Source organism: Nonomuraea antri (assembly GCF_013283785.1).
In the GTDB taxonomy this organism is placed as follows: Bacteria; Actinomycetota; Actinomycetes; order Streptosporangiales; family Streptosporangiaceae; genus Nonomuraea; species Nonomuraea antri.
This window is the reverse complement of record NZ_JABCPZ010000005.1, coordinates 22,596-43,403: the sequence shown is the minus strand read 5'-3', so window position 1 is coordinate 43,403 and position 20,808 is coordinate 22,596. Positions and strand designations below refer to the sequence as shown.

Here is a 20,808-nt window from a genome sequence, read left to right as displayed (position 1 = left end):
GCCGAAGATACCCGCACCGAGAAGAGCCAGAGCAGATGACTTGATGGCAAGGCGTCGGTGCGCCTTGGACGTCGGCACTGTCCTTCTCCGTTTCAGCGCAGTTTCAACAGGCGTACCAGAATTGCAGCCGTGGGTCACGGTTAGGTAAGGATCCTACGAACTGTCCCTGTCAAGTTCCCGTAAACCGTGAAACCCACACCCGGGTTTCCCTCAGCCCTTCTTCTTGGACAACGTTGCGTACACGATGATGTTGTCCGTGTAGCTGTGCGCCTGCTTGTTGTAGACGCCGCCACACGTGATCAACCGAAGCTGTGAGTCGTTCGTGTTCCCGTACACGCGGTTGGTCGGGAACGCGGACTTGCTGGCCTGCTCGATGCCGCTCACCGTGAACCGGGTGACCTTGCCGTCGGAGCGGTAGACGTAGATCTGGTCGCCCTTGGCCAGGTTGCGCAGGCGGTCGAAGACGGCCGGGCCCTTGCGGGTGCTGACGTGGCCGTTGATGATCGCCGGGCCGACCTCGCCGGGGACCGGCGAGAAGCGGTACCAGCCGGTCTGGTTCGGCCTGGACAGCGGCGGGACGCCCAGGTTGCCCTTGATGTCCACGGTGACCGCGCCGATCGGGGCGTTGACCTTGAGCTTCGGGATCCTGATCCGCGTCGGCCTGGCCTTGGCCGCCTTCGTCTTGGGCGCCTTGATGGGGGCCACGGTGGGCAGGGCGGCCGGGGGCGGCGGCGCCTCCAGCCTGGCCGGGGTCAGCGGCGCGTCGCCGCCGGGACCCACGGTGGCGGGCAGCACGAACGCGCCCGCGTTCTCGATCTGCACGCCGGGCTGGTCCTGGGCCACCAGCGCGGGGCTGGAGCCGTCGTCCACGGTCGGGGCGAGCGACAGCAGGCCCACCATGACGGCGCCGACACCGGCCAGCGAGCCGGCGATCAGCAACCCGGGCATCGCCCGCTGCATCGGCGTCTTCCGCTCGGACATCACTTCACTCCTCCCGCGTGCGCGGCCTTACGCCTGCGCAGCAGCAGCCCACTGCCGGCACTGCCGATCAGCATCACGGATCCGGCGGCCATCAGGCCGTACGGGGCGTTCGCCGGGCTCTCCGGCGCCTCGCCGGTGTCCACACCGCCCTGGGGCGTCTTGGCCACCTGCGCCTTGACGTACTTGGTGGCGGTGGCGCCGGTCTTCGTGGGTGTGGCCGTGGTCGTGGTGGTGCTGGTGGCCGGGGGCGCCACGGCCACGTGCCGTCCGGTCGGCCAGGTGTAGTGCGGGTTGGGATGCCCGGGACCGGGGTGGTTGGTGGTCGGCGGCGGCGTGGACGGACCGTTGGTGGTCGGCCCAGGCGTCGTCGGGCCGCCGCTGGTGGGCGGCGGAGTGCTGGACGGCGGGTTGCTCGTCGGCGGCTGAGTCGTCCGCTCCTTGACGGTCACCTCGATGGAGACCGGGTCGCTGATGAGCGTGCAGATCGCCTTGTGGTATCCGGTCGGCACCCGGGAGGAGTCGGTGATCACCCGGAACGCGTCCAGCCAGGCCTCCTTGGCGGAAGCGTTGACGATCTTGATGGTGTGCTCGCCGTACTTCAGCGGCACCGGGGATTCCCAGATGACGAAGCCGCCGTCGAGGTCGGAGTTGACCGGGTCGTCGGACTCGTCGCGCGAGGGGTTGACCGTGGCCACCTTCTCGCCGTCGAGGTAGATGTCCACCGGGCCCGCGTCCTTGTCCTTGGGGCCGATGTACTGCACGCCGGTACCCACGAACTTGAGCTCGGCGGAGGCGCCGGACTGGCTGGTCGCGTGCAGGTCGTTGTGCTCGTGGTTCTCCGAGGACGGCCGGTCGTCCAGCGACGTCCACGCTCCGCCGTACTGGATCTGCAGATCCGACGGGTTGTCGTTGTCGTTGCCGTCGTTGACGAGTGCGGCGCCGTCGGGCGGCAGGAAGTCGACCTCGATGTCGCTCGGGGTGACGCTGATGGTGCCGGTCTCATGCATGTGCGCGGGGTCGGAGAGCGTCTCCGGCAGCGAGAGCACCGACTCCGGGCGCAACGCCTGCGCCTGGGTGGCCTCGCCCTGCGGCTTGACGGTCCCGAACCAGCTGCTCGCGAGCTCGACCTTGCCGACCACGTGCACCGTGCCGCCGGCCTCGTAGTAGCCGGGCGACAGGAAGCGGTTGACCCCGATCTGGTCGAGCTTCCAGGTGAAGTTGAGCGGTTCGCCCTTGTACAGGTCGGTGGCGAAGGTGAGCCGCGTCTCCAGCTTGACATCGCCGTACTTGACGATGCTCCTCGTGGTTCCCGGAGCAGGCTTGCAGTTGTAGTTGACCACGAGGTTGGCGGGTGCGGCGGCGGCAGGGGCGTTGTGCAACGCCACTAGACCTAAGGCAGCCACGGATCCGACCGATGCGGCGAGCAACGCCTTGCGCCACCGAGTCACGGGACACTCCGATCACACACAAATAGACCGAGTGTAGATCTTAGGGTCGCAACCACCTGTAACGCAGGCCTAACGCCACAACTTCCGGCACTTGTGATGAACCCGTGTCCCCAGCAGCCTGCCGTCCCCCGAAACCGGGTATACCTCCGGGTAACAGAATCGTATTCTGTCGTGCACGACATCCGCTGGGAGGCGACTGATGCAGCGAGACCTCTTCGACGAGGAACACCTGCTGTTCCGGGAGACCGTGCGCGAGTTCATGGCCCGCGAGGTCGTGCCGCACCACGAGCAGTGGGAGAAGGACGGCATCGTGCCCCGCGAGGTCTGGAAGAAGGCCGGGGAGCTGGGGATGTTCGGCTTCTCGGTGCCCGAGGAGTACGGCGGGGCGGGCATCACGGACTTCAGGTTCAACGCGGTGATCGTCGAGGAGATCATCGGGAACGCGGCGTCCGGGCTCGGGTTCTCGCTGCACAACGACGTGATGGCGCCGTACCTGGTGGACTTGACCGACGACGAGCAGAAGCAGCGGTGGCTGCCCGGCTTCGTCACCGGGGAGCTGATCACCGCGATCGCCATGACCGAGCCCGGGGCCGGCAGCGACCTGCAGGGCATCAGGACCACGGCGGTGCGCGAGGGCGACCACTACGTGCTGAACGGGCAGAAGACGTTCATCACCAACGGCATCAACGCCGACCTGGTGGTCGTGGTGGCCAAGACCGACCCGGAGGCCGGGGCGCGCGGCACCACGCTGCTGATGGTCGAGCGCGGCATGGACGGCTTCGGCCGCGGCCGCAACCTGGACAAGGTCGGCATGAAGGCGCAGGACACGGCCGAGTTGTTCTTCGAGAACGTGCGCGTGCCCGTCGCCAACCGGCTCGGCCCGGCCGAGGGCGAGGGCTTCATCCAGCTCATGAACAACCTCCCGCAGGAGCGCCTGTCGATCGCGGTGGCGGCGGTGGCCGCGGCCGAGGCGGTGCTGGAGCAGACCATCGAGTACTGCCGGACCCGCCAGGCCTTCGGCCGCAGCATCGGCAAGTTCCAGAACACCCGGTTCGTGCTGGCCGAGCTGGCCACCGAGACCGAGATCGCCCGCCACTACGTGGACAAGTGCATCCTGGCGCTGAACGCCGGGCAGCTCACCGTGGTCGACGCCGCCAAGGCCAAGTGGTGGACGACCGAGCTGCAGAACAAGGTCATCGACCGCTGCCTGCAACTGCACGGCGGTTACGGCTACATGATGGAGTACCCGGTGGCCAAGGCCTGGCTCGACAGCCGCGTCCAGACGATCTACGGCGGCACCACCGAGATCATGAAGGAGATCATCGGCCGGTCCTTCGGCTTCTGACCCATATCCGGCGCCGCCTCCCCCGCGCGGGAAGCGGCGTCGCGCCGCATACTGGTCACCATGGACAGCGGCCTGATCCTCCTGGTCTTCCTGGCGTTGCTGTTCGCCTGGGGACTCAACCGCGTGCGCCGCGCCCTGCGCCTGGGCCCGGTGGGCTACGTCGGCGTGATGATCGTGTTCGTCATCGCCATGCTGCTGGTCTGGGGTCAGACACTCCGCTGACCCCAGAAGTCGTGGTCAGGCGCTCCGCCGACCGCCGAAGTCGTGGTCAGGCGCCGGGCAGGGCGGCGACGAACCGGGTCAGCAGCCGGGCGAACTCGGCCCGCTCGGCCTCCGTCCACTCCGACATCGCCGCGGCGAACGCCGCCTGCCGGTGGCCGTGGGCCTGTTCCAGCGCCGCCCGCCCGGCGTCGGTGAGCACCAGCCACGCCCGCCGCCCGTCGGCCTGGTCGGCCTGCCTGCGCACGGTGCCCGCCGCCACGGCCGCCGCGACGAGCCTGCTCGCCCGCGGCTGGTCGACGCCGAGCGCCTGCGCCACGCCGGCCACCGACACCGGCTCGGCGGCGGCCTCGATCACGTCGAGCACGTCGAACTCCGGGCCCGGCGCCGTGTGCGCGCCGTGCGCGCGGGCCAGCGCCCGCCTGCTCTGCCGCCGCCTGATCGCCACCATCGCCCGTTCGACGGCGACGGCCGCGACCACTTCATTGTCTTCATACATATAGTTGCTATATTACATGCATGAACAAGCCGATCGGTTACTGGGCCAAGCGGCTCGACACGTTGCTCGACGAGGCCATGGATCGGGAACTGGCCGCGCAGGGCGTGAGCCGGCGCGAATGGCAGGCGCTCAACACGCTGGCCACCACCGGAGACGACCCGGTCACCGCGCTGGCCCCGTTCGCCGGGGTGGACGACGCGATGGCCGGCCTGACCGCCAGGGGCTGGCTGGCCGGCGCCGAGCTCACCCCCGCCGGCCGGGCCGCGCACGAGGCGATCAGCGACCGGGTGCGGGCCTTCCGCTGGAAGGCCGCGGAAGGTCTCACGCCCGAGGAGTACGCCACCACCGTGGACGTGCTCCGCCGCATGGCCGCCAACCTGGCCTGACGCCCGGCTAGCTCCCGGCCGGCGGCCGGCCCTCGGGGCCGCCCGGGTCGTCCCAGGTCGGGTCCTCGATGACGGTGCACGGCCCGACCTCACCGGCGATCTGCAGCGTCGCCAGCACCCACCACGTCCGCGGCGCCGGAGTAGTGTCGTCCGCCCGGTCGTTCCCGGCGAACTCCAGCACCAGCGTGCTGTTCTCGTCGACGAGCCTGGGGTCGATGTCCAGGCCGCCCTGCCGCATGCGGATGGCGTCGTCGGGCAGCGTGCGGATCTCCCCCCGGTTCTTCGCGCACATCTTGCCCGAACCCATGTATGTGACGTCCGCTCGGACGCCCGCCTCCCGTAGGTCCTGCTCCAGCCGGTCGGCGTCCTTGAACTCGCGGATCTCCACCCCGATCGTCCCGTCGGACTTCTTGCTCACCGCGTACGCCGGCGACTCCGTGCCCGTCAGCAGCGGCACCGCGAACGCCGCCGCGGCGGCCAGCGCGGCCACCGCCCCTCCGGCGTACAGCCGGCGGGTGAGGCGGCGGCGGCGTTCGGCCCGGTGCGTGATCTCGGCCTTGAGTTCCATCAGCAACTGCTCCTCGTATCTCATCCAGATGCTCCATCCATGACGAAGGGCAGCTTGCGCAGCGTGTTGCGGGCGCGGTGCAGACGTACCTTGGCGGTCCCCTGCCGGATGCCGAGGGCCAGCGCCGCCTCCGTGACCGAGAGCTGGTCGATGACGACCAGCTCCAGCACGGCGCGCTCGCCCTCGGGCAGCTCGGCCATGGCCTCGAAGGCCCGCCTGGACTCCCGTTCCGCGTCGATGCGTTCCTCGAGCCTGGCGAGGTCGTCGGTGTCGAGCTGACGCCGTCCGTTCACCCGGTCCGTGAGCATCATCCGCCGGTACGCCCGCCGCCGCTCGGCCGAGATCGTCTTGCGCGCCACGCCGTAGAGCCAGGCGATCTCGGTGCCGAGCTCGGCCCGGTAGGTGTGGGCCGAGTCGAGCACCGCCACGAACACCTCCGCCACCAGGTCGGCGACCGTGTGCGGGTCGTCGACGCGGCGGGCCAGGAAACGGGTGACCGCATCGACGTGCCGCCGGTAGAAGGCTTCGAAAGCCACTGGATCCGTGGCGATCTTCGCCTGTTCGCGACGCACCGGTCGAGCTCCCTTCGTCGATTCGCACCCCTGCTTGGCGAGAACCGACAAAAGGGTTACAACCGCAGGTCAGCGGCTCAGACGGTGGCTTCCAGGAGCACCCGGGCGACCAGTTCGGGATCGTCGCTCATCGGCACGTGCCCGCACCCTTTGAGCAGCTTCACCCGTTGCCCCGACCACTTGGCCGCGCGTACCGCCTGGCGGCGCGGCAGCAGCCGGTCGTGCTCGCCCCAGGCGATGGTGATCGGCGCCTTGGGCGGCGCGGGCGGCATCAGGCCGGAGAACGACTCCAGCGTCTCGTCGAACCCCGCCGCCGCGCCCAGCGCCTGGGAGGCGGCGATCAGCGCCGTCGGCGAGAGCCTGGACGGACGCGCCACCAGGACGCCCGCGCTCACCGCGCGCAACGCCGGATTCTCGGCGGTCCGGATGAGCCGCTCGAACGGCATGGACCTGGCCGAGGCCCGCATCGCCCGCAGCACCGCCTGGCAGTAGAGCAGCTCGGGCCCGGTCCAGAACCCGGCCGGCGACAGCGCGGTGGCCGTGCGCACCCCGCCGCGCGAGGCCAGCTCCAGCGCCACGTACCCGCCGAGGGAGTTGCCCGCGACGTGCGGCTCCCTGATGCCGAGCAGCGCGCAGAACGATTCCACCGCGTCGGCCAGCGCCTCAGGCGTGTACGGGATCCCGTCGGGCAGCCCGGGAGACACCCCGAACCCCGGCAGGTCGACGGCGATCACGGTGCGCTCGGCGGCCAGCCGGTCGAGCACCGGCAGCCAGGCCTGCCAGTGGTGGCCGATGCCGTGGATCAGGATCAGCGGCTCGCCGGTGCCCCGGCGTTCGAAGGCCAGCTCCATGGGGTCGAGTGAATCATTCAGCGGCTGCGCGTGGGAATCTCGAACCAGACCGCTTTGCCTTCCCTGGTGGGACGCGAACCCCAGCGCTTCGCGAGCTGGTCGACCAGGTAGAGGCCGCGGCCGCCCTCGTCGTTCTCGCCGGCGCTGCGGATGCGGGGCAGGCGCAGGTCTTGATCGAACACCTCGACCCAGACCGATTCGTCGCCCCTGCGCAGCCGGAGGGTGAACTCCTTGTCGCTGATCACTTCGTCCTCGAAGCCCGGCATGTCCCAGGACTCCTCGAACGGCAGCGGCGGCCCTTCCACGACCAGTTCCCTGCGCGGCACGTTCGCGGTGGAGGCGTGCAGCACCACGTTGGTGACGACCTCGGAGACCAGCAGGCAGGCCAGCTCCGCGCGCTCCTCCGGCACGTTCCAGCCGGAGAACGCCTCGGAGGCCATGCGGCGCGCCTCACCCACCATGATGGGCTGGGCGGGGAACGTGCGCTCCTCGACGTCGAGGTCGATCTCGCTGGAGCGCACCACCAGGATGGCCATGTCGTCGTCGATCTCGCCGGGCACCGCGACCGTGGCGGCGTCGGCGATCTGCTCCACCTCGGCGTCGGAGAGCTTGGCCAGCTTCTCGCAGAGCACGCCCAGCGTCTCGGCCTCCGACGGCATGCGCCCGTCGCGGGCCGGGCGCCGGTCGACCAGGCCGTCGGTGTAGAGCAGCAGCGCCGCGCCCGGCGGCAGCGTGCGGGTCTCCTCCTTGTAGACCAGGTCGGCGTGCATGCCCTTGGCCCGCACGCCCAGCGGCTGGCCGACCTCCTCGATGTCGAGCTCGACGCACTGGCCGTTGACCAGCAGCAGCGGCGGCGCGTGCCCGGCGTTGGCGAAGGAGAGCTGCCGCGACCAGGCGTCGTAGACCAGGTACTGGCAGGTCACGATCGGCGGGACGCTGATGTCGGCGCCGGTGTCGTCCTGCTCGGGGGTGGCGATGATGCGGGTCCACTCGTCGAGCCTGGCCAGGATGTCGGCGGGCGACTTGTCGTCTTGAGCGAAGGCGCGCAGCGCGGCGCGCAGCTGGCCCATGATGGCCGCGGCCTTGGCGCCCCGGCCCTCCACGTCGCCGATGACGATGCCGACGCGGCCGGCCGACAGCGGGATGACGTCGTACCAGTCGCCGCCCACCTGGGTCTGGATGCCCTGGCCGTGGGAGGCCAGCGGCGCGGCCGGGTAGTAGCGGACCGCGATCTCCAGGCCGTCGAGCTGGGGCAGCGCCCTGGGCAGCAGGTGCTTCTGAAAGGACTCGGCGGTGTGCCGCTCTTCCTCGAACAGCAGCGCGTTGTCGATGGCCAGCGCCACCCGGGTGGCGATCGCGCCGACGAAGTCGCGGTCGAAGGCGTCGTAGTGGGGGCTGCGGCGGTCGGTCAGGTTGGACAGGCCCAGGTACATCAGGCCGAGTGTCTCGCCGCGCACGCACAGGGGGGCCACGATGGCCGAGCTCATGCCGATCTCACCGCACAGCCGGGCGCTGCCTTCGTGCGGGATCGGGAAGCTGCTGGTCGCGAAGTCCTCCACCAGGATGGTCTCCTGGCGGCGCATGGCGGTGTCGGCGTAGTGGCCGGAGGGGTAGCGGATCTCCGCGCCCACCGGCATCCATGTTCCCGACGGCGGATTCCACCCCTGCACGTGCTGTGAGACCCGGCGGACGAGCCTGTCGCCCTCCATCAGCTCGATGAAGCAGTGGTCGGCGAACTGCGGCACGAGCATCTCGGCGACCCGCTTGAGCGTCTCCTCGACGTAGAGGGAGCCCGCCAGCCGCTCGCCGATGCGTTCGAGCAGGCCGAAGCGGTCCTTCTCGCGTTCGTTGCTGCGCAGCGCCTCCCTGGCCAGGATGACGATGCCCGTCACCGAGCCGGACGCGTGCCGCAGCGGCACCGCCTGCGCGCGCACGTAGACGATCGTGCCGTCGCCGCGCTTGACGTCGAACGTGCCCTCCCACACGCCGCCCTTGAGCACGTGCTTGGCCAGCTCGACGGCCAGCGGGTGATCCTTCTCCATGATGCCGAGCGACAACACGGACGTATCGCGCGCGGCGCTCTTGCCCGGACGGCCGAACAGTTTCTCCGCGAACGGGTTCCAGTAGAGGAGATTGCTGAAACGGTCGGTGACCACCACCGCCATCTCTGCATGATCTAGCACGGATCCGGCAGCAAGGTGATCAGCCGTTTCCTGCGACAAATCCCCCCATCGCTTCATCCGGCGACCACTCCTCGGGGTGGCATGTGCGCAAAGCGGACCACGGGCGCTCCTGCAACAGTCTTGGCCAGGTAGGAGTGGAGGGTCTCCCAGGAGGGATTCAACCAAGCCGCCGCGCGCGCGTCAGCGCTTGGAGACAAAAACGTGCGCGGCAACATCGCGCGGAAGCTCCGCGGGAGTGTCGTTCGCGTCTCCGTCACCTGTCACCCGCACACCGTCGTCGCTCGCCGCGAGCGTCACCTCGCGTCCGGGTTGTATCCCAACTTGCTTGAGTTTAAGCATCACAGCGGGATCACTTTGCACTTGTTCGCTGATTCGGCGGACCACGACGGGTACATCTCTGGGTCCGGCGAGATCCGACATCGACGCCAGCGCGTTGGCCCCGCCCTCGGCGGGCTCCCTGGCGCCCAGCTCGCTCAGCCCGGGGATGGGGTTGCCGTGCGGGCAGACCGTGGGGTTGTCGAGCAACGTCACCAGGCGCGTCTCGACGGACTCCGACATGACGTGCTCCCAGCGGCACGCCTCGATGTGCACCTCTTCCCATGGCAGGCCGATGACCTGCGTGAGCAGGCATTCCGCCAGGCGGTGCTTGCGCATCACGCGGGTGGCCAGGGTGCGGCCCAGGTCGGTCATCGACAGGTGCCTGTCGCCTTCGACGCGGACCAGTCCGTCACGTTCCATCCTGGCGACGGTCTGGCTCACCGTGGGCCCGCTCTGCTGGAGGCGTTCGGCGATGCGGGCCCTGAGGGGGACGATGCCCTCCTCTTCGAGCTCGTAAATCGTACGGAGATACATCTCCGTGGTGTCGATCAGGCCGTGTGCGGTCAAGGCTCCTCCCATCTGCATGCTACGCCGGTCGTAGCGGGGACTGAGCCCGTCCGTCGCGGGCACAGGGGTTACAGGAAACCCTATGGGGAGAACGACCAGCGATGGCAAAGGACGCAAACAACGGAGCAGCCCAGTTCCTTCCCGATCGCCGGGATCTGGGCGCGTTGCGCGGGGCCGCGGCCTGCTGCGAAGGCTGTGACCTGTACCGGAACGCCACCCAGACGGTGTTCGGCGAAGGCCCGGCGCGTGCGCGGTTCATGCTCGTCGGCGAGCAGCCCGGCGACCAGGAGGACCTGCGGGGGCACCCGTTCGTGGGCCCGGCGGGCCGCATTCTCGACAAAGGGCTGCAGGAGGCCGGGATCGCGCGGGACGACGTATATCTGACGAACGCCGTAAAGCACTTCTCCTTCGTGCCTCGCGGCAAACGGCGCATCCATCAGAAACCGACGGCCGCCGAGATCGACGCCTGCCATCCGTGGCTCGACGCCGAGCTGTCGGTGGTGCGTCCGGAGGTCGTGGTGGTGATGGGCGCCACGGCCGCGCGGGCGCTGCTGGGGCGTGCGTTCAAGGTGACGCAGCACCGCGGCGAGGCGGTGCCGCTCGGCGAGGCGCTGGCGGTGCCCACCATCCACCCGTCGGCGGTGCTGCGGGCCCCGGACAGGGACGCGGCCTACGCGGGCTTCCTGGCCGATCTCCAGGCCGCCAAGCGCGTGGCCTAGCCGCGCGCAGCGACCTGACAGCGCGCGCCCAGGCCGGGCCCGGCGCTAATCCGCCCGGTACTTCCTGAAGCCGGCCACCGAGAGCCCGACGACCAGCACGGTGACGGCGCACGCCAGCCCGCCCCCGACCCAGGCCCCGGTCATGCCGAAGGCGGTGGCCGTCGCGCCGGCCCTGATGTCGCCCAGGCGCGGCCCGCCGGCCACGACCACCATGAACACCCCCTGCAGGCGTCCGCGCATCTCGTCGGGCGCGTAGAGCTGCAGGATGGACTGCCGCCACACCGACGAGACCACGTCGGCGGCGCCGCCGACCGCCATGAACGCCACCACCAGCCACAGCGGGCCCACCAGCCCGGCCGCCGCCACCGCCAGGCCCCAGACGGCGATCACCACGACCAGCGCCAGGCCCTGACGCTTGATCCGCCCGACCCAGCCGGAGAACAGCGCGCCCAGCACCGAGCCGATGGCCATCGCGGAGGTCAGCCAGCCGAGCGCGATCAGCGAGCCGCCGAACTGCTCGGCCGCCGCCTGCGGGAACAGCGCCCGGGGCAGCGCGAACACCATCGCGATGATGTCCACCACGAACGACATCAGCAGCACCGGGCTGCCCGCGATGAAGCGCAGGCCCTCGAACACGGCCCGCGCGCCCGGCCGGCGCACCTGGCCGAGCGGAGGCACCGGCGGCAGCCTGAGCGCGGCGTACAGGCCGCCGGCGAACAGCACCGCGTCGACGGCGTAGGCGGCCGCGAAACCGCCGCCGGCCAGCACGACGCTGCCGATCATCGGGCCGGCCACCGCGCCGAGGCTGAAGACCAGGGAGTTGAGCGCGTTGGCCGCGGGCACCAGCTCGGGTTCGAGCACCCTGGGGATGATCGCGCCCCTGGCCGGCGAGGTGACGGCGAAGCCGGTGGCGCTCACCGCGACCAGGGCGAGCAGGACGTACACGTTGTTCAGGCCGATCAGCGCCTGCAGCAGGATGAGCAGCGTGCCGCCCCAGGCCACGAAGGAGCCGGTGATGAGCAGCTTGCGGCGGTCCATCGCGTCGGCGACGGCGCCGCCCCACAGGCCGAACACCACCAGCGGCACCAGGTTGGCCAGGCCGAGCAGGCCGACCCAGAGCGAGGAGCCGGTCAGCTCCCACACCTGCTGGCTGACGGCCACCACGGTGACCGCCACGCCGACGTGGGAGAACGCCTGCCCCATCCACAACCGCCGGTAGGCGGGCACGGACAGGGGCGCGGTGTCCACCAGGTGACGTTTCACCAGCTCCCCGATAGCCATTCCACGGAGATTACGGTGCGAGCCGCTCCAGCGCCCAGCCGGGTGGCGTGCGGCGGTAGCGGAGCCTGTCGTGCATGCGGTCGAGCTGGCCCTGCCAGAACTCCACCTCGACCGGGGTGACGCGGAACCCGCCCCAGAAGTCGGGCACCGGCGGGTCCTCGGGCCAGCGCGCGGCCAGCTCCTCGTAGCGGTCGTCCAGCTCCTGTCTCGAACGCACGACGGCCGACTGCCTGGACGCCCAGGCGCCGATGCGTGAGCCGTACGGGCGGGAGTCGAAGTACTCGGCCGACTCCTCGTGCGACAGCCGCCGCACCGAGCCCTCGACGCGCACCTGACGGCGGATCGGGTGCCAGGGGAACAGCAGGGAGGCCCGGGGGTTCTCGGTCAGGTCGCGGCCCTTGCGCGACTCGTAGTTGGTGTAGAAGACGAAACCTCGTTCGTCGTAGCCCTTGAGCAGCACGGTTCTGGCGCTGGGGCGGCCGCCGGCCGAGGCGGTGGCCAGCACCATGGCGTTGGGTTCCGGCAGTCCGGATTCGAGCGCGTCCTGGAACCAGACGGTGAACTGGGCGATGGGGTCGGACGCGAGGTCGGCTTCGAGCATCGGCTCGCCCTCGTACGTCCGGCGAAGCCCCGCCAGCACGGGCGGGCGCGGGGTGGCATCCACGAGACGGTATTCTTGCGCGCTTGTGTGGAAGATCCCACGCACCGCTCCCGACCAGCGGGTTTGGCCTTTCGGCGGGTCCGAGAACCGAGCACGAGCTGGGAGGGGGTTAAATTGACCCGCCGGTATCTCGACATCAAGGCATTGCCGGAACATGGCAAGAAAGGGAGGCGGCCGAGTATGTCCGACTTCAAACCCGGCCTCGAAGGGGTTGTAGCCTTCGAGACCGAGATCGCGGAACCGGACAAAGAAGGGGGCGCCCTTCGATACCGGGGCGTCGACATCGAAGAGCTGGTCGGCCGTGTCCCGTTCGGGCACGTTTGGGGCCTGCTGGTCGACAACAAGTTCCAGCCGGGCCTGCCCCCGGCGGAGCCGTACCCCATCCCTGTCCACTCCGGTGACATCCGCGTAGACGTGCAGAGCGCGCTGGCCATGCTGGCTCCGGCCTATGGCTTCAAGCCCCTGCTCGACATCAGTGACGAAGAGGCTCGCGACCAGCTCGCCCGTGCCTCTGTGATGGCCCTGTCGTTCGTCGCGCAGTCCGCGCGCGGCCTGGGGCTGCCGATGGTTCCGCAGAGCCGCGTCGACGAGGCCAAGACCATCGTCGAGCGCTTCATGGTCCGCTGGCGCGGTGAGCCCGACCCCAAGCACGTCAAGGCCATCGACGCGTACTGGACCTCCGCGGCCGAGCACGGCATGAACGCTTCCACGTTCACCGCCCGCGTCATCGCCTCCACCGGCGCTGACGTGGCCGCCGCGCTGTCGGGCGCCGTCGGCGCCATGTCGGGTCCGCTGCACGGCGGCGCCCCGGCCCGGGTGCTGCACATGATCGAGGGCGTCGAGCAGCTCGGCGACGCCAAGAAGTACGTCCAGAGCGAGCTGGACAAGGGCAACAGGCTCATGGGCTTCGGCCACCGCGTCTATCGCGCCGAAGACCCGCGGGCCCGCGTGCTGCGCCGCACCGCCAAGGAGCTCGACGCGCCTCGCTACGAGGTCGCCGCGGCGCTGGAGCAGGCCGCGCTGGAGGAGCTGCACGCGCGCAAGCCCGACCGGGTGCTCGCCACCAACGTGGAGTACTGGGCCGCGGTCGTGCTGGACTTCGCCGAGGTGCCTTCGCACATGTTCACCTCGATGTTCACCTGCGCCCGCACGGCCGGCTGGGCCGCGCACATCCTGGAGCAGAAGCGCACCGGCAGGCTCGTCCGCCCGAGCGCGAACTACACCGGCCCGGCTTCGCGTCCGCTCAGCGACGTGCCCGGCGCCGCCGAGGTCGTCGGCACCGTCTGACGTCTCACCGCACCTGACAAACGGCCCGCAGCGCCCGCGCGGGCCGTTTTTCATGTCTCGCCCCGAAATGCGCAGGCCACCGTCTCAGAATCCGGACCCGGGCGAAGGCATTTCGGCGGGCTCAGTACGCTGGGCACGTGGCTGACATCGTGATTCCCGCTGACATCAAGCCCGCCGACGGCCGATTCGGCTGCGGGCCCTCGAAGGTTCGCACCGAGCAACTGGCCGCGCTCGCCTCCTCCGGCGCGAGCGTCATGGGCACCTCCCACCGCCAGAAGCCGGTCAAGAACCTGGTCGGCCGCGTGCGCTCCGGCCTGGCCGACCTGTTCTCGCTGCCCGAGGGCTACCAGGTCGTGCTCGGCAACGGCGGCACCACCGCGTTCTGGGACATCGCGTCCTTCGGTCTCATCCGGTCCAGGTCCCAGCACCTGGCGTTCGGCGAGTTCTCCTCGAAGTTCGCCACCGTGGCCAAGAAGGCCCCGTGGCTCGGCGAGCCGAGCGTGATCAAGTCCGAGGTCGGCACCCACCCCACGGCCGTGGCCGAGGACGGGATCGACGTCTACGCGCTCACCCACAACGAGACCTCCACCGGCGTGGCCATGCCAATCACGCGCGTGGGCTCCGACGACTCGCTGGTGCTGGTCGACGCCACCTCCGGCGCCGGCGGCCTGCCCGTCGACATCGCCGAGACCGACGTCTACTACTTCGCGCCGCAGAAGAGCTTCGCCTCCGACGGCGGCCTGTGGATCGCCGTCATGTCGCCGCGGGCGCTGGCCAGGGTCGAGGAGATCGCCGCCACCGACCGGTACGTGCCGGAGTTCTTCAGCCTCCCGATCGCCATCGACAACTCCGCCAAGGACCAGACGTACAACACCCCCGCGGTGTCCACGCTGTTCCTGCTGGCCGACCAGCTCGACTGGATGAACGGCAACGGCGGCCTGGCCTGGACCACCGCCCGCACCGCCGACTCCTCCCAGCGGCTCTACACCTGGGCCGAGAAGTCGTCGTACGCGACGCCGTTCGCCGCGCCGGAGTTCCGCTCGCAGGTGGTCGGCACGATCGACTTCGCCGACGAGGTCGACGCGGCGGCGGTGGCCAAGGCGCTGCGCGCCAACGGCATCGTCGACACCGAGCCGTACCGCAAGCTGGGCCGCAACCAGCTGCGCATCGCCATGTTCCCGGCCATCGACCCGGCCGACGTCGAGGCGCTGACGGCGTGCGTCGACTACGTGGTCGAGCGTCTTTGATTCGTCCTGCGTGACAGCTCGTCGAGGAGGGCCAGCGCGTCCTCCTCGGCGACGCTCCGCGCGAACCTGGCCAGCACCGGCAGCCGGTCCGTGCTCCCGGCCAGGGCCTCCAGCATGAGCGCGGTGACGTGCTCGTCGCGCGTCTTGGTCGCGGCGTAGCGGAAGGCGTTGCGGTAGGGCGTACGGGTCAGCAGGCCCTTCTTCACCAGCCGCTCGGCCACCGTCTGCACGGTGGTGTAGGCCAGCTCGCGCTCCTCGTTCAGCGCGGCGAGCAGTTCCCTGACACGCATCGGCTTGCCTGTGTCCCACACCACGTCCATGATCGCGCGTTCGAGGGATCCCAGGTTCGCCAACTGATCTACCTTCCGGCTCGTTTAGGCAACATTCTTGCCTATAACGCGGGCTAGTAGGAGATACTCGGGCGTTTACGGCGCAAGACCCAGGCGGCCACCACGCCGCCGATGAGGCCGAACAGGTGCCCCTGCCAGGAGATGCCCTCCTGGTTCGGCAGCAGGCCCCACAGGATCGAGTAGTAGGCGATGGCCACGCCGATCCCGATGACGATGTCGATCGCGCTGCGGTCGAACAGGCCGCGGGCCAGGACGTAGCCGAAGTAGCCGAACACCAGCCCGCTGGCGCCCACGGTGATGATGCCCGGGCTGGTGAGCCAGGTGCCCAGGCCGCCGATCACCACGATGAGGCCGCTGGCCGCGAAGAACTTGCCCAGACCGCGCAGCCCGGCCAGGAAGCCGAGGATGAGCAGCGGCAGCGAGTTGGCCATGAGGTGCGCGAATCCGACGTGCAGGAAGGGCGCGAAGAAGATCCCGAACAGCCCGGACGGCATCCAGCCGGCGATGCCGAACTCGGTGTCGAACGAGCCGGGCAGCATGTAGTCGATGACCTCGATGGCCCACATGGCGGCGAGCAGCCCGATCATGACGAGGAGCGCGGCGGCCGCGCCCGACAGGAGTGCTCCGGCGCCGCGCTTGGCCGACTCGAATCGGGAACTCGAATGCTCGCTCATGCGCTCTCCCCAGAAGGTCGTCTTCCTTTACCGTACGCAGGAAGACGACCGGATGCGTCGGGTACGCCCCTCCCGTCCGCGCCAGGCCGGCGGGAGGGGCGCGGGAGCGTGCGCTACTCGCCCTTCCACTGGGGCGCGCGCTTCTCGGCGAAGGCCGCGGCGCCCTCCATGGCGTCCTTGGAGCCGAACACCGGGTTGATGATCGGCCCTTGCCGCTTGAACATCTCCTCCAGCGGCCAGTCCTGCGACTCGATGACCACCTTCTTGGTGGCGGCGAGCGCCAGCGGGGCGTTGGCGGCGATCTTCGCGGCCAGTTCGAGCGCGCCGGCCAGTGCCTGGCCCGGCTCGGTGATGCGGTTGACCAGGCCCAGCTCGTACAGGCGGGCGGCCGGGTAGTGGTCGCCGGTCAGCGCGATCTCCATGGCCACGTGGTACGGGATCCTGCGCGGCAGCCGCATGATGCCGCCGGCCCCGGCCACCAGGCCGCGCTTGGGCTCGGGCAGCCCGAACTTCGACTCCGACGACGCCACGATCACGTCGCACGACAGCGCCAGCTCGAACCCGCCCGCGAGCGCGTAGCCCTCGACCGCGGCCACCAGCGGCTTGTTCGGCGGGGCCTCGGTGAGCCCGCCGAAGCCGCGGCCTTCGACCACCGGGAAGTCGCCGGACAGGAAGCCCTTCAGGTCCATGCCGGCGCTGAAGGTGCCGCCCGCCCCGGTCAGGACGTAGGCGGAGATGTCCGGGCGGGCATCGAGCTCGTCCAGCGCCGCCGCGATGCCGCGCGCGACCGCCCCGTTGACCGCGTTGCGCGCGGCGGGACGGTTGATCGTGATGACGGCGACCCTGTTGGACTCACCGCCGGATTCCTCGACGAGCACTTCTTCAGACACGAGACCTCACTTGGGCTGGAAGCGGATGCCGCCGTCGAAGCGGATGACCTCGGCGTTCATGTAGTCGTTCTGGACGAGCGAGTGCACCAGGTGGGCGAACTCGTCGGCGCGGCCCATGCGCTTGGGGAAGACCACCGGCGCGACGAGCTTGGCCTTGAACGCGTCGGAGTCGGGGTTGAAGCCGTAGATCGGGGTGTCGATGATGCCGGGGCAGATCGTGTTCACCCGGACGCCGATCGCGGCCAGGTCGCGCGCGGCCGGCACGGTCATGCCCACGATGCCGCCCTTGGAGGCGGAGTAGGCGAGCTGCCCGGTCTGTCCTTCCAGCGCGGCCACGGAGGCGGTGTTGATCACCACGCCGCGCTGGCCGTCGGCGTCGGCCGGCTCGGTCCTGGCGATCGCGGCGGCCCCGATGCGCATGAGGTTGAACGTGCCGATCAGGTTGACCTCGATGACCTTGCGGTAGGAGGCCGGGTGGTGCGGGTTGCCTTCGCGGTTGACCGTGCGCTCGGCCCAGCCGATGCCCGCGCTGTTGACGATCACGCGCAGCGGCTTGCCGGTGGCCACGGCGGCGTCGACGGCCGCCTGCACCTGGTCGTCGTCCGACACGTCCGTCCTGGCGAACACGCCGCCCAGTTCGTCGGCGACGGCCTTGCCGCGCTCCTCGTTCAGGTCGGCGATGACCACCGTGGCGCCCGCCCTGGCGAGCTCGCGGGCCGTGGCCTCGCCGAGGCCGCTGGCACCGCCGGAGATGATTGCTGCAGATCCGTTGACGTCCATATCCCGGACCCTAACCCGCCAACCGAATGAAGTTCTACTCGGGGTGGGTTAAATCTCGCCCACGGCGCTGTCCACGTCGGAGTACACCTTGATGCGCCGGTCGAGCCCGGTCGTGCGGAGAATGCGCGCGACCGGCGCCTGGGGCGCGGCCAGTGACACCCCACCGCCCTCGCCCGTCGCCAGCCGCCAGGCCTCGATCAGCACCGACAGGCCGCTGGAATCCATGAACGACAGCTGCTGCAGATCGAGCACGAGCCTGGCGCCGTCCTGCTTGATGGCGTCGCGCACCTCATCTCGGAGGAACGGTGCGGTGAACAGGTCGAGCTCGCCCTCAACGGCCACCACCACGGCGTCACCCAGGGCGTGTCGCGCAAGCCGCAGCTTCATTTGGCCCCTCCTCGATGAGCCACTGTACTTCGACATCCCCGAAGTACGGGCATGCACAAACTACGATCAGGTGTATGCAGGAGGACGAGACGGGACTAGGCGTACGTCTGCCGTCCATCGCACTGGGCCCGTTGCGCGCGGTGCTCGTCCGGGTGGCCATCGCGCTGGCGATCGTGCTGGCGATGTTCGCGCTGGTCATGATGGATCTGGACGGCTACCGCGACGGCGCCGACGGCCAGGTCTCGGCGCTCGACGCGCTCTACTACGTCACCGTCTCCATCTCCACCACCGGTTACGGTGACATCACCCCGGTCTCACCCGAGGCCAGGATCGTGAACATCCTGGCGGTCACGCCCCTGCGCATCGCCTTCCTCGTCGTCCTCGTGGGCACCACGCTGGAAGTGCTCACCAGGCGGACGCACGACGCCATCAGGATCCGACGCTGGAGGGCCAGGTTGCGCGACCACACGGTGATCATCGGCTTCGGCACCAAGGGCCGGGCGGCCAGCAGGACGCTCCTGGAGAACGACCGCACCAAGGACTCGATCGTGGTGGTCGATCCCGACCACGGCATCATCCAGGAGGCGGCGGCCGACGGCTTCGTCGGCGTCCACGGCGACGCCACCCGCAGCGAGGTGCTCAACCGCGCGGGCGTCCCGGTCGCCAAGGAGATCATCATCGCCACGCAGCGGGACGACACCGCCGCCCTGGTGACGCTCACCGCCCGCCAGCTCAACTCCGCGGCCATGATCGTGGCCGCCGTCCGCGAGGCGGAGAACGACCCGCTGGTGCGCCAGAGCGGCGCGGACGTGGTCATCACCTCCTCCGACGCGGCCGGGCGCATGCTCGGCGTGGCCACCCAGAGCCCGGCCGTCAGCAGCCTGATCGAGGACTTCCTGGCCTACGGCAAGGGCCTGGACCTCTACGAGCGGCCGGTGACCTCACTGGAGGTGGGCAAGGCCCCCTCGGTCTCCGACGGGTTCGTGGTGGCCGTGGTACGCGACGGCCAGACCCTCACCTACGCCGATCCCCGGGCCTCGGCCCTGCTGGCCGGCGACCGGCTGGTGGTCATCCACGTTCCCCCTCTGCGCGACTGACGGCGGCGGCCGGCACCGCGAAGCCGTAGGGCAGCTCGAGGCGGTGCCTGGCCAGCAGCTCGGGGTCGCCGAGCAGGTCGCGGGTGGGCCCGTCGGCGGCGATCACGCCGTCGGAGAGTATGAGCGAGCGCTCGCACAGCTCCAGCGCGTACGGCAGGTCGTGCGTGACCATGAGGACGGTGACGTCCAGCGAGCGCAGGATCTCGGCCAGCTCCCTGCGCGCGGCCGGGTCGAGGTTGGACGACGGCTCGTCCAGCACCAGGATCTCCGGCCGCATGGCCAGCACGGTGGCCACCGCCACCCGGCGGCGCTGCCCGAACGACAGGTGGTGTGGCGGCCGGTCGGCGGCGGCCAGCATGCCGACCCGATCCAGCGCCTCGGTGACCACCCGGTCCAGCTCCGCGCCACGCAGGCCGGCGTTGGCCGGGCCGAAGGCGACGTCGTCGCGGACGGTGGGCATGAAGAGCTGGTCGTCCGGGTCCTGGAAGACCAGGCCGACGCGCTGCCTGATCTCCTTGAGCGTGTCCTTGCGCACCGGGGTGCCCGCCACGGTGACGGTGCCGTGCCCGGCGGTGAGAATGCCGTTGAGATGCATGACGAGCGTGGTCTTGCCGGCGCCGTTGGGTCCGAGCAGCGCGACCCGTTCGCCGCGCCCGATGGCCAGGTCCACGCCGTACAGGGCCTGGGTGCCGTCAGGGTAGGCGTAGGCCAGCCGGTCGACTTCGAGCGAGTTCACGGGGTTCACCAGGTCAGTCCCAACACAGCGAGTGCCAGCAGGGGCAGGGCGAGCGCCGTCCCCCATTCGCGGGCAGATGCCGAAATATCGTGGATGGTTGGCATCTGGCCGGTGTAGCCGCGGCTCAGCATGGCCAGATGCACCCTTTCTCCGCGCTCGTAGGAGCGGATGAACAAGGCCCCGGCCGAGCGGGCGATGACCGGGACGTGGCGGAAGTTCCTGGCCTCGAATCCGCGCGACTCCCTGGCCACGCGCATGCGGCGCATCTCGTCCACGATCACGTCCAGGTATCTGAGCATGAACATGGCGATCTGCACCAGCAGGCTCGGCAGCCGGAGCCGCTGCGCCCCGATGAGGATGACCCGCGGCTCGGTGGTGGCCGCGAGCAGGATGGAGGCGATCACCCCGAGCGTGGCCTTGGCCAGGATGTTCCAGGCCGCCCAGAGCCCGGCCACGCTCAGCGAGAGCCCGAGGACCGTGGTGCGCTCCCCCATGCCGATCACCGGGATGAGGAAGGCGAACAGCACGAAGGGCAGCTCGATGACCATCCGGCGCAGCACGTACGTCAGGGGCACCCGGGCCGTCAGCGCGACGGCCGCGAGCAGGATCGCGTACAGGGCGAAGGCCCAGAAGTGCTCGCGCGGCGTGGCCACCACGACGACGGCGAACGCGAAGACGGCCAGCAGCTTGCACTGCGGCGGCAGCCGGTGCACCGCCGAGTCGCCTGGCAGGTAGAGCTGGTGCCGGTGCCCCGCGCTCACT

The 20,808-nt window shown here is 70.0% G+C and carries 24 protein-coding genes; 7 read left to right on the top strand and 17 right to left on the bottom strand.

The features are described from left to right. Window positions 1-210: 210 nt before the first annotated feature. Window positions 211-981: a class F sortase gene (locus tag HII36_RS02710; RefSeq protein ID WP_173521417.1), complete on the bottom strand. Its 771-nt coding sequence runs from the start codon at window positions 979-981 to the stop codon at window positions 211-213. After that, complete coding sequence (locus tag HII36_RS02705; RefSeq protein ID WP_173521416.1) at window positions 981-2,366, bottom strand: hypothetical protein; 1,386 nt, start codon at window positions 2,364-2,366, stop codon at window positions 981-983. The genes HII36_RS02710 and HII36_RS02705 overlap by 1 nt, the downstream gene beginning before the upstream one ends. Before the next feature lie 262 nt (window positions 2,367-2,628). Between HII36_RS02705 and HII36_RS02700 the strand changes: the two genes are divergently transcribed. Both HII36_RS02700 and HII36_RS02695 read left to right on the top strand, forming a co-directional pair. Then, on the top strand, window positions 2,629-3,774 hold the full coding sequence (locus HII36_RS02700; protein ID WP_173521415.1) for an acyl-CoA dehydrogenase family protein: 1,146 nt from the start codon (window positions 2,629-2,631) through the stop codon (window positions 3,772-3,774). Between the two features lie 60 nt (window positions 3,775-3,834). Continuing rightward, window positions 3,835-3,996 carry a hypothetical protein gene (locus HII36_RS02695; protein WP_173521414.1) on the top strand — a complete coding sequence of 54 codons (162 nt, stop codon included), beginning with the start codon at window positions 3,835-3,837 and terminating at the stop codon, window positions 3,994-3,996. A gap of 46 nt (window positions 3,997-4,042) precedes the next feature. Here HII36_RS02695 and HII36_RS02690 read toward each other — a convergent pair whose 3' ends face one another. Continuing rightward, on the bottom strand, window positions 4,043-4,492 hold the full coding sequence (locus tag HII36_RS02690; RefSeq protein WP_173521413.1) for a MarR family winged helix-turn-helix transcriptional regulator: 450 nt from the start codon (window positions 4,490-4,492) through the stop codon (window positions 4,043-4,045). Between the two features lie 20 nt (window positions 4,493-4,512). Here HII36_RS02690 and HII36_RS02685 point away from each other — a divergent pair, with 20 nt between their 5' ends. After that, window positions 4,513-4,878, top strand: coding sequence for a MarR family winged helix-turn-helix transcriptional regulator (locus HII36_RS02685; protein ID WP_173521412.1), 366 nt, complete (start codon window positions 4,513-4,515; stop codon window positions 4,876-4,878). Window positions 4,879-4,885: 7 nt separating this feature from the next. On the opposite strand, the gene HII36_RS02680 is transcribed toward HII36_RS02685, so the two are convergent. The 5 genes from HII36_RS02680 to HII36_RS02660 form a co-directional block, all read right to left on the bottom strand. After that, window positions 4,886-5,470, bottom strand: a complete 585-nt coding sequence (locus tag HII36_RS02680) for a hypothetical protein (protein ID WP_173521411.1) — start codon at window positions 5,468-5,470, stop codon at window positions 4,886-4,888. Beyond that, window positions 5,467-6,018, bottom strand: coding sequence for an RNA polymerase sigma factor (locus tag HII36_RS02675; protein ID WP_173521410.1), 552 nt, complete (start codon window positions 6,016-6,018; stop codon window positions 5,467-5,469). Before HII36_RS02675 ends, HII36_RS02680 begins: the two co-directional genes overlap by 4 nt. Window positions 6,019-6,095: 77 nt before the next feature. Next, window positions 6,096-6,869 (bottom strand): alpha/beta fold hydrolase, encoded by a 774-nt coding sequence (locus HII36_RS02670; RefSeq protein WP_173521409.1) that lies wholly within the window; start codon window positions 6,867-6,869, stop codon window positions 6,096-6,098. A gap of 17 nt (window positions 6,870-6,886) precedes the next feature. Beyond that, a complete protein-coding gene (locus HII36_RS02665) occupies window positions 6,887-9,109 on the bottom strand; it encodes an ATP-binding SpoIIE family protein phosphatase (protein ID WP_173521408.1) in 2,223 nt (740 codons plus the stop codon). Window positions 9,110-9,232: 123 nt separating this feature from the next. Further along, window positions 9,233-9,937, bottom strand: coding sequence for a metal-dependent transcriptional regulator (locus HII36_RS02660; RefSeq protein WP_173521490.1), 705 nt, complete (start codon window positions 9,935-9,937; stop codon window positions 9,233-9,235). Window positions 9,938-10,038: 101 nt separating this feature from the next. Between HII36_RS02660 and HII36_RS02655 the strand changes: the two genes are divergently transcribed. Further along, complete coding sequence (locus HII36_RS02655) at window positions 10,039-10,656, top strand: UdgX family uracil-DNA binding protein (RefSeq protein WP_173521407.1); 618 nt, start codon at window positions 10,039-10,041, stop codon at window positions 10,654-10,656. A gap of 45 nt (window positions 10,657-10,701) precedes the next feature. Here the strand turns inward: HII36_RS02655 and HII36_RS02650 are convergent, their stop codons facing one another. Then, window positions 10,702-11,937: an MFS transporter gene (locus HII36_RS02650; protein ID WP_173521406.1), complete on the bottom strand. Its 1,236-nt coding sequence runs from the start codon at window positions 11,935-11,937 to the stop codon at window positions 10,702-10,704. Between the two features lie 10 nt (window positions 11,938-11,947). Beyond that, window positions 11,948-12,601: a pyridoxamine 5'-phosphate oxidase gene (gene pdxH / locus HII36_RS02645; RefSeq protein ID WP_173521405.1), complete on the bottom strand. Its 654-nt coding sequence runs from the start codon at window positions 12,599-12,601 to the stop codon at window positions 11,948-11,950. A gap of 177 nt (window positions 12,602-12,778) precedes the next feature. Between pdxH and HII36_RS02640 the strand changes: the two genes are divergently transcribed. After that, window positions 12,779-13,885, top strand: a complete 1,107-nt coding sequence (locus HII36_RS02640) for a citrate synthase 2 (protein ID WP_173521404.1) — start codon at window positions 12,779-12,781, stop codon at window positions 13,883-13,885. A 137-nt stretch (window positions 13,886-14,022) separates the two neighbouring features. Beyond that, window positions 14,023-15,132, top strand: coding sequence for a phosphoserine transaminase (gene serC / locus HII36_RS02635; protein WP_173521403.1), 1,110 nt, complete (start codon window positions 14,023-14,025; stop codon window positions 15,130-15,132). Here the strand turns inward: serC and HII36_RS02630 are convergent. The 5 genes from HII36_RS02630 to HII36_RS02610 all read right to left on the bottom strand — a co-directional run bounded on the left by HII36_RS02630 (window position 15,111) and on the right by HII36_RS02610 (window position 18,213). Further along, entirely contained in the window at window positions 15,111-15,485 is a 375-nt protein-coding gene (locus HII36_RS02630; protein WP_173521402.1) for a BlaI/MecI/CopY family transcriptional regulator, read from the bottom strand. The genes serC and HII36_RS02630 overlap by 22 nt on opposite strands. Before the next feature lie 50 nt (window positions 15,486-15,535). After that, complete coding sequence (locus tag HII36_RS02625; RefSeq protein WP_173521401.1) at window positions 15,536-16,156, bottom strand: rhomboid family intramembrane serine protease; 621 nt, start codon at window positions 16,154-16,156, stop codon at window positions 15,536-15,538. Between the two features lie 113 nt (window positions 16,157-16,269). Then, complete coding sequence (locus tag HII36_RS02620; RefSeq protein WP_173521400.1) at window positions 16,270-17,046, bottom strand: crotonase/enoyl-CoA hydratase family protein; 777 nt, start codon at window positions 17,044-17,046, stop codon at window positions 16,270-16,272. A gap of 6 nt (window positions 17,047-17,052) precedes the next feature. Continuing rightward, window positions 17,053-17,826, bottom strand: coding sequence for an SDR family NAD(P)-dependent oxidoreductase (locus tag HII36_RS02615; RefSeq protein ID WP_173521399.1), 774 nt, complete (start codon window positions 17,824-17,826; stop codon window positions 17,053-17,055). A 48-nt stretch (window positions 17,827-17,874) separates the two neighbouring features. After that, window positions 17,875-18,213, bottom strand: coding sequence for an STAS domain-containing protein (locus tag HII36_RS02610; RefSeq protein WP_090946873.1), 339 nt, complete (start codon window positions 18,211-18,213; stop codon window positions 17,875-17,877). Window positions 18,214-18,287: 74 nt separating this feature from the next. Between HII36_RS02610 and HII36_RS02605 the strand changes: the two genes are divergently transcribed. Next, on the top strand, window positions 18,288-19,310 hold the full coding sequence (locus HII36_RS02605; RefSeq protein WP_173521398.1) for a potassium channel family protein: 1,023 nt from the start codon (window positions 18,288-18,290) through the stop codon (window positions 19,308-19,310). On the opposite strand, the gene HII36_RS02600 is transcribed toward HII36_RS02605, so the two are convergent. Both HII36_RS02600 and cbiQ read right to left on the bottom strand, forming a co-directional pair. Continuing rightward, on the bottom strand, window positions 19,282-20,046 hold the full coding sequence (locus HII36_RS02600; RefSeq protein ID WP_173521397.1) for an energy-coupling factor ABC transporter ATP-binding protein: 765 nt from the start codon (window positions 20,044-20,046) through the stop codon (window positions 19,282-19,284). The genes HII36_RS02605 and HII36_RS02600 overlap by 29 nt on opposite strands. Before the next feature lie 5 nt (window positions 20,047-20,051). Continuing rightward, window positions 20,052-20,807: a cobalt ECF transporter T component CbiQ gene (gene cbiQ, locus HII36_RS02595; RefSeq protein ID WP_173521396.1), complete on the bottom strand. Its 756-nt coding sequence runs from the start codon at window positions 20,805-20,807 to the stop codon at window positions 20,052-20,054. Between the last annotated feature and the right edge of the window lies 1 nt (window position 20,808).

What these genes read in the sequence shown, in the direction of transcription:
- HII36_RS02625 (WP_173521401.1), bottom strand. Translation starts at nt 16,156, where the DNA reads ATGAGCGAGCATTCGAGTTCCCGATTCGAGTCGGCCAAGCGCGGCGCC.
- HII36_RS02665 (WP_173521408.1), bottom strand. Translation starts at nt 9,109, where the DNA reads ATGAAGCGATGGGGGGATTTGTCGCAGGAAACGGCTGATCACCTTGCT.
- HII36_RS02605 (WP_173521398.1), top strand. Translation starts at nt 18,288, where the DNA reads ATGCAGGAGGACGAGACGGGACTAGGCGTACGTCTGCCGTCCATCGCA.
- HII36_RS02685 (WP_173521412.1), top strand. Translation starts at nt 4,513, where the DNA reads ATGAACAAGCCGATCGGTTACTGGGCCAAGCGGCTCGACACGTTGCTC.
- HII36_RS02695 (WP_173521414.1), top strand. Translation starts at nt 3,835, where the DNA reads ATGGACAGCGGCCTGATCCTCCTGGTCTTCCTGGCGTTGCTGTTCGCC.
- HII36_RS02710 (WP_173521417.1), bottom strand. Translation starts at nt 981, where the DNA reads ATGTCCGAGCGGAAGACGCCGATGCAGCGGGCGATGCCCGGGTTGCTG.
- HII36_RS02700 (WP_173521415.1), top strand. Translation starts at nt 2,629, where the DNA reads ATGCAGCGAGACCTCTTCGACGAGGAACACCTGCTGTTCCGGGAGACC.
- HII36_RS02655 (WP_173521407.1), top strand. Translation starts at nt 10,039, where the DNA reads ATGGCAAAGGACGCAAACAACGGAGCAGCCCAGTTCCTTCCCGATCGC.
- HII36_RS02640 (WP_173521404.1), top strand. Translation starts at nt 12,779, where the DNA reads ATGTCCGACTTCAAACCCGGCCTCGAAGGGGTTGTAGCCTTCGAGACC.
- HII36_RS02650 (WP_173521406.1), bottom strand. Translation starts at nt 11,937, where the DNA reads ATGGCTATCGGGGAGCTGGTGAAACGTCACCTGGTGGACACCGCGCCC.
- HII36_RS02690 (WP_173521413.1), bottom strand. Translation starts at nt 4,492, where the DNA reads ATGTATGAAGACAATGAAGTGGTCGCGGCCGTCGCCGTCGAACGGGCG.
- HII36_RS02610 (WP_090946873.1), bottom strand. Translation starts at nt 18,213, where the DNA reads ATGAAGCTGCGGCTTGCGCGACACGCCCTGGGTGACGCCGTGGTGGTG.
- HII36_RS02670 (WP_173521409.1), bottom strand. Translation starts at nt 6,869, where the DNA reads ATGGAGCTGGCCTTCGAACGCCGGGGCACCGGCGAGCCGCTGATCCTG.
- HII36_RS02680 (WP_173521411.1), bottom strand. Translation starts at nt 5,470, where the DNA reads ATGAGATACGAGGAGCAGTTGCTGATGGAACTCAAGGCCGAGATCACG.
- HII36_RS02615 (WP_173521399.1), bottom strand. Translation starts at nt 17,826, where the DNA reads ATGGACGTCAACGGATCTGCAGCAATCATCTCCGGCGGTGCCAGCGGC.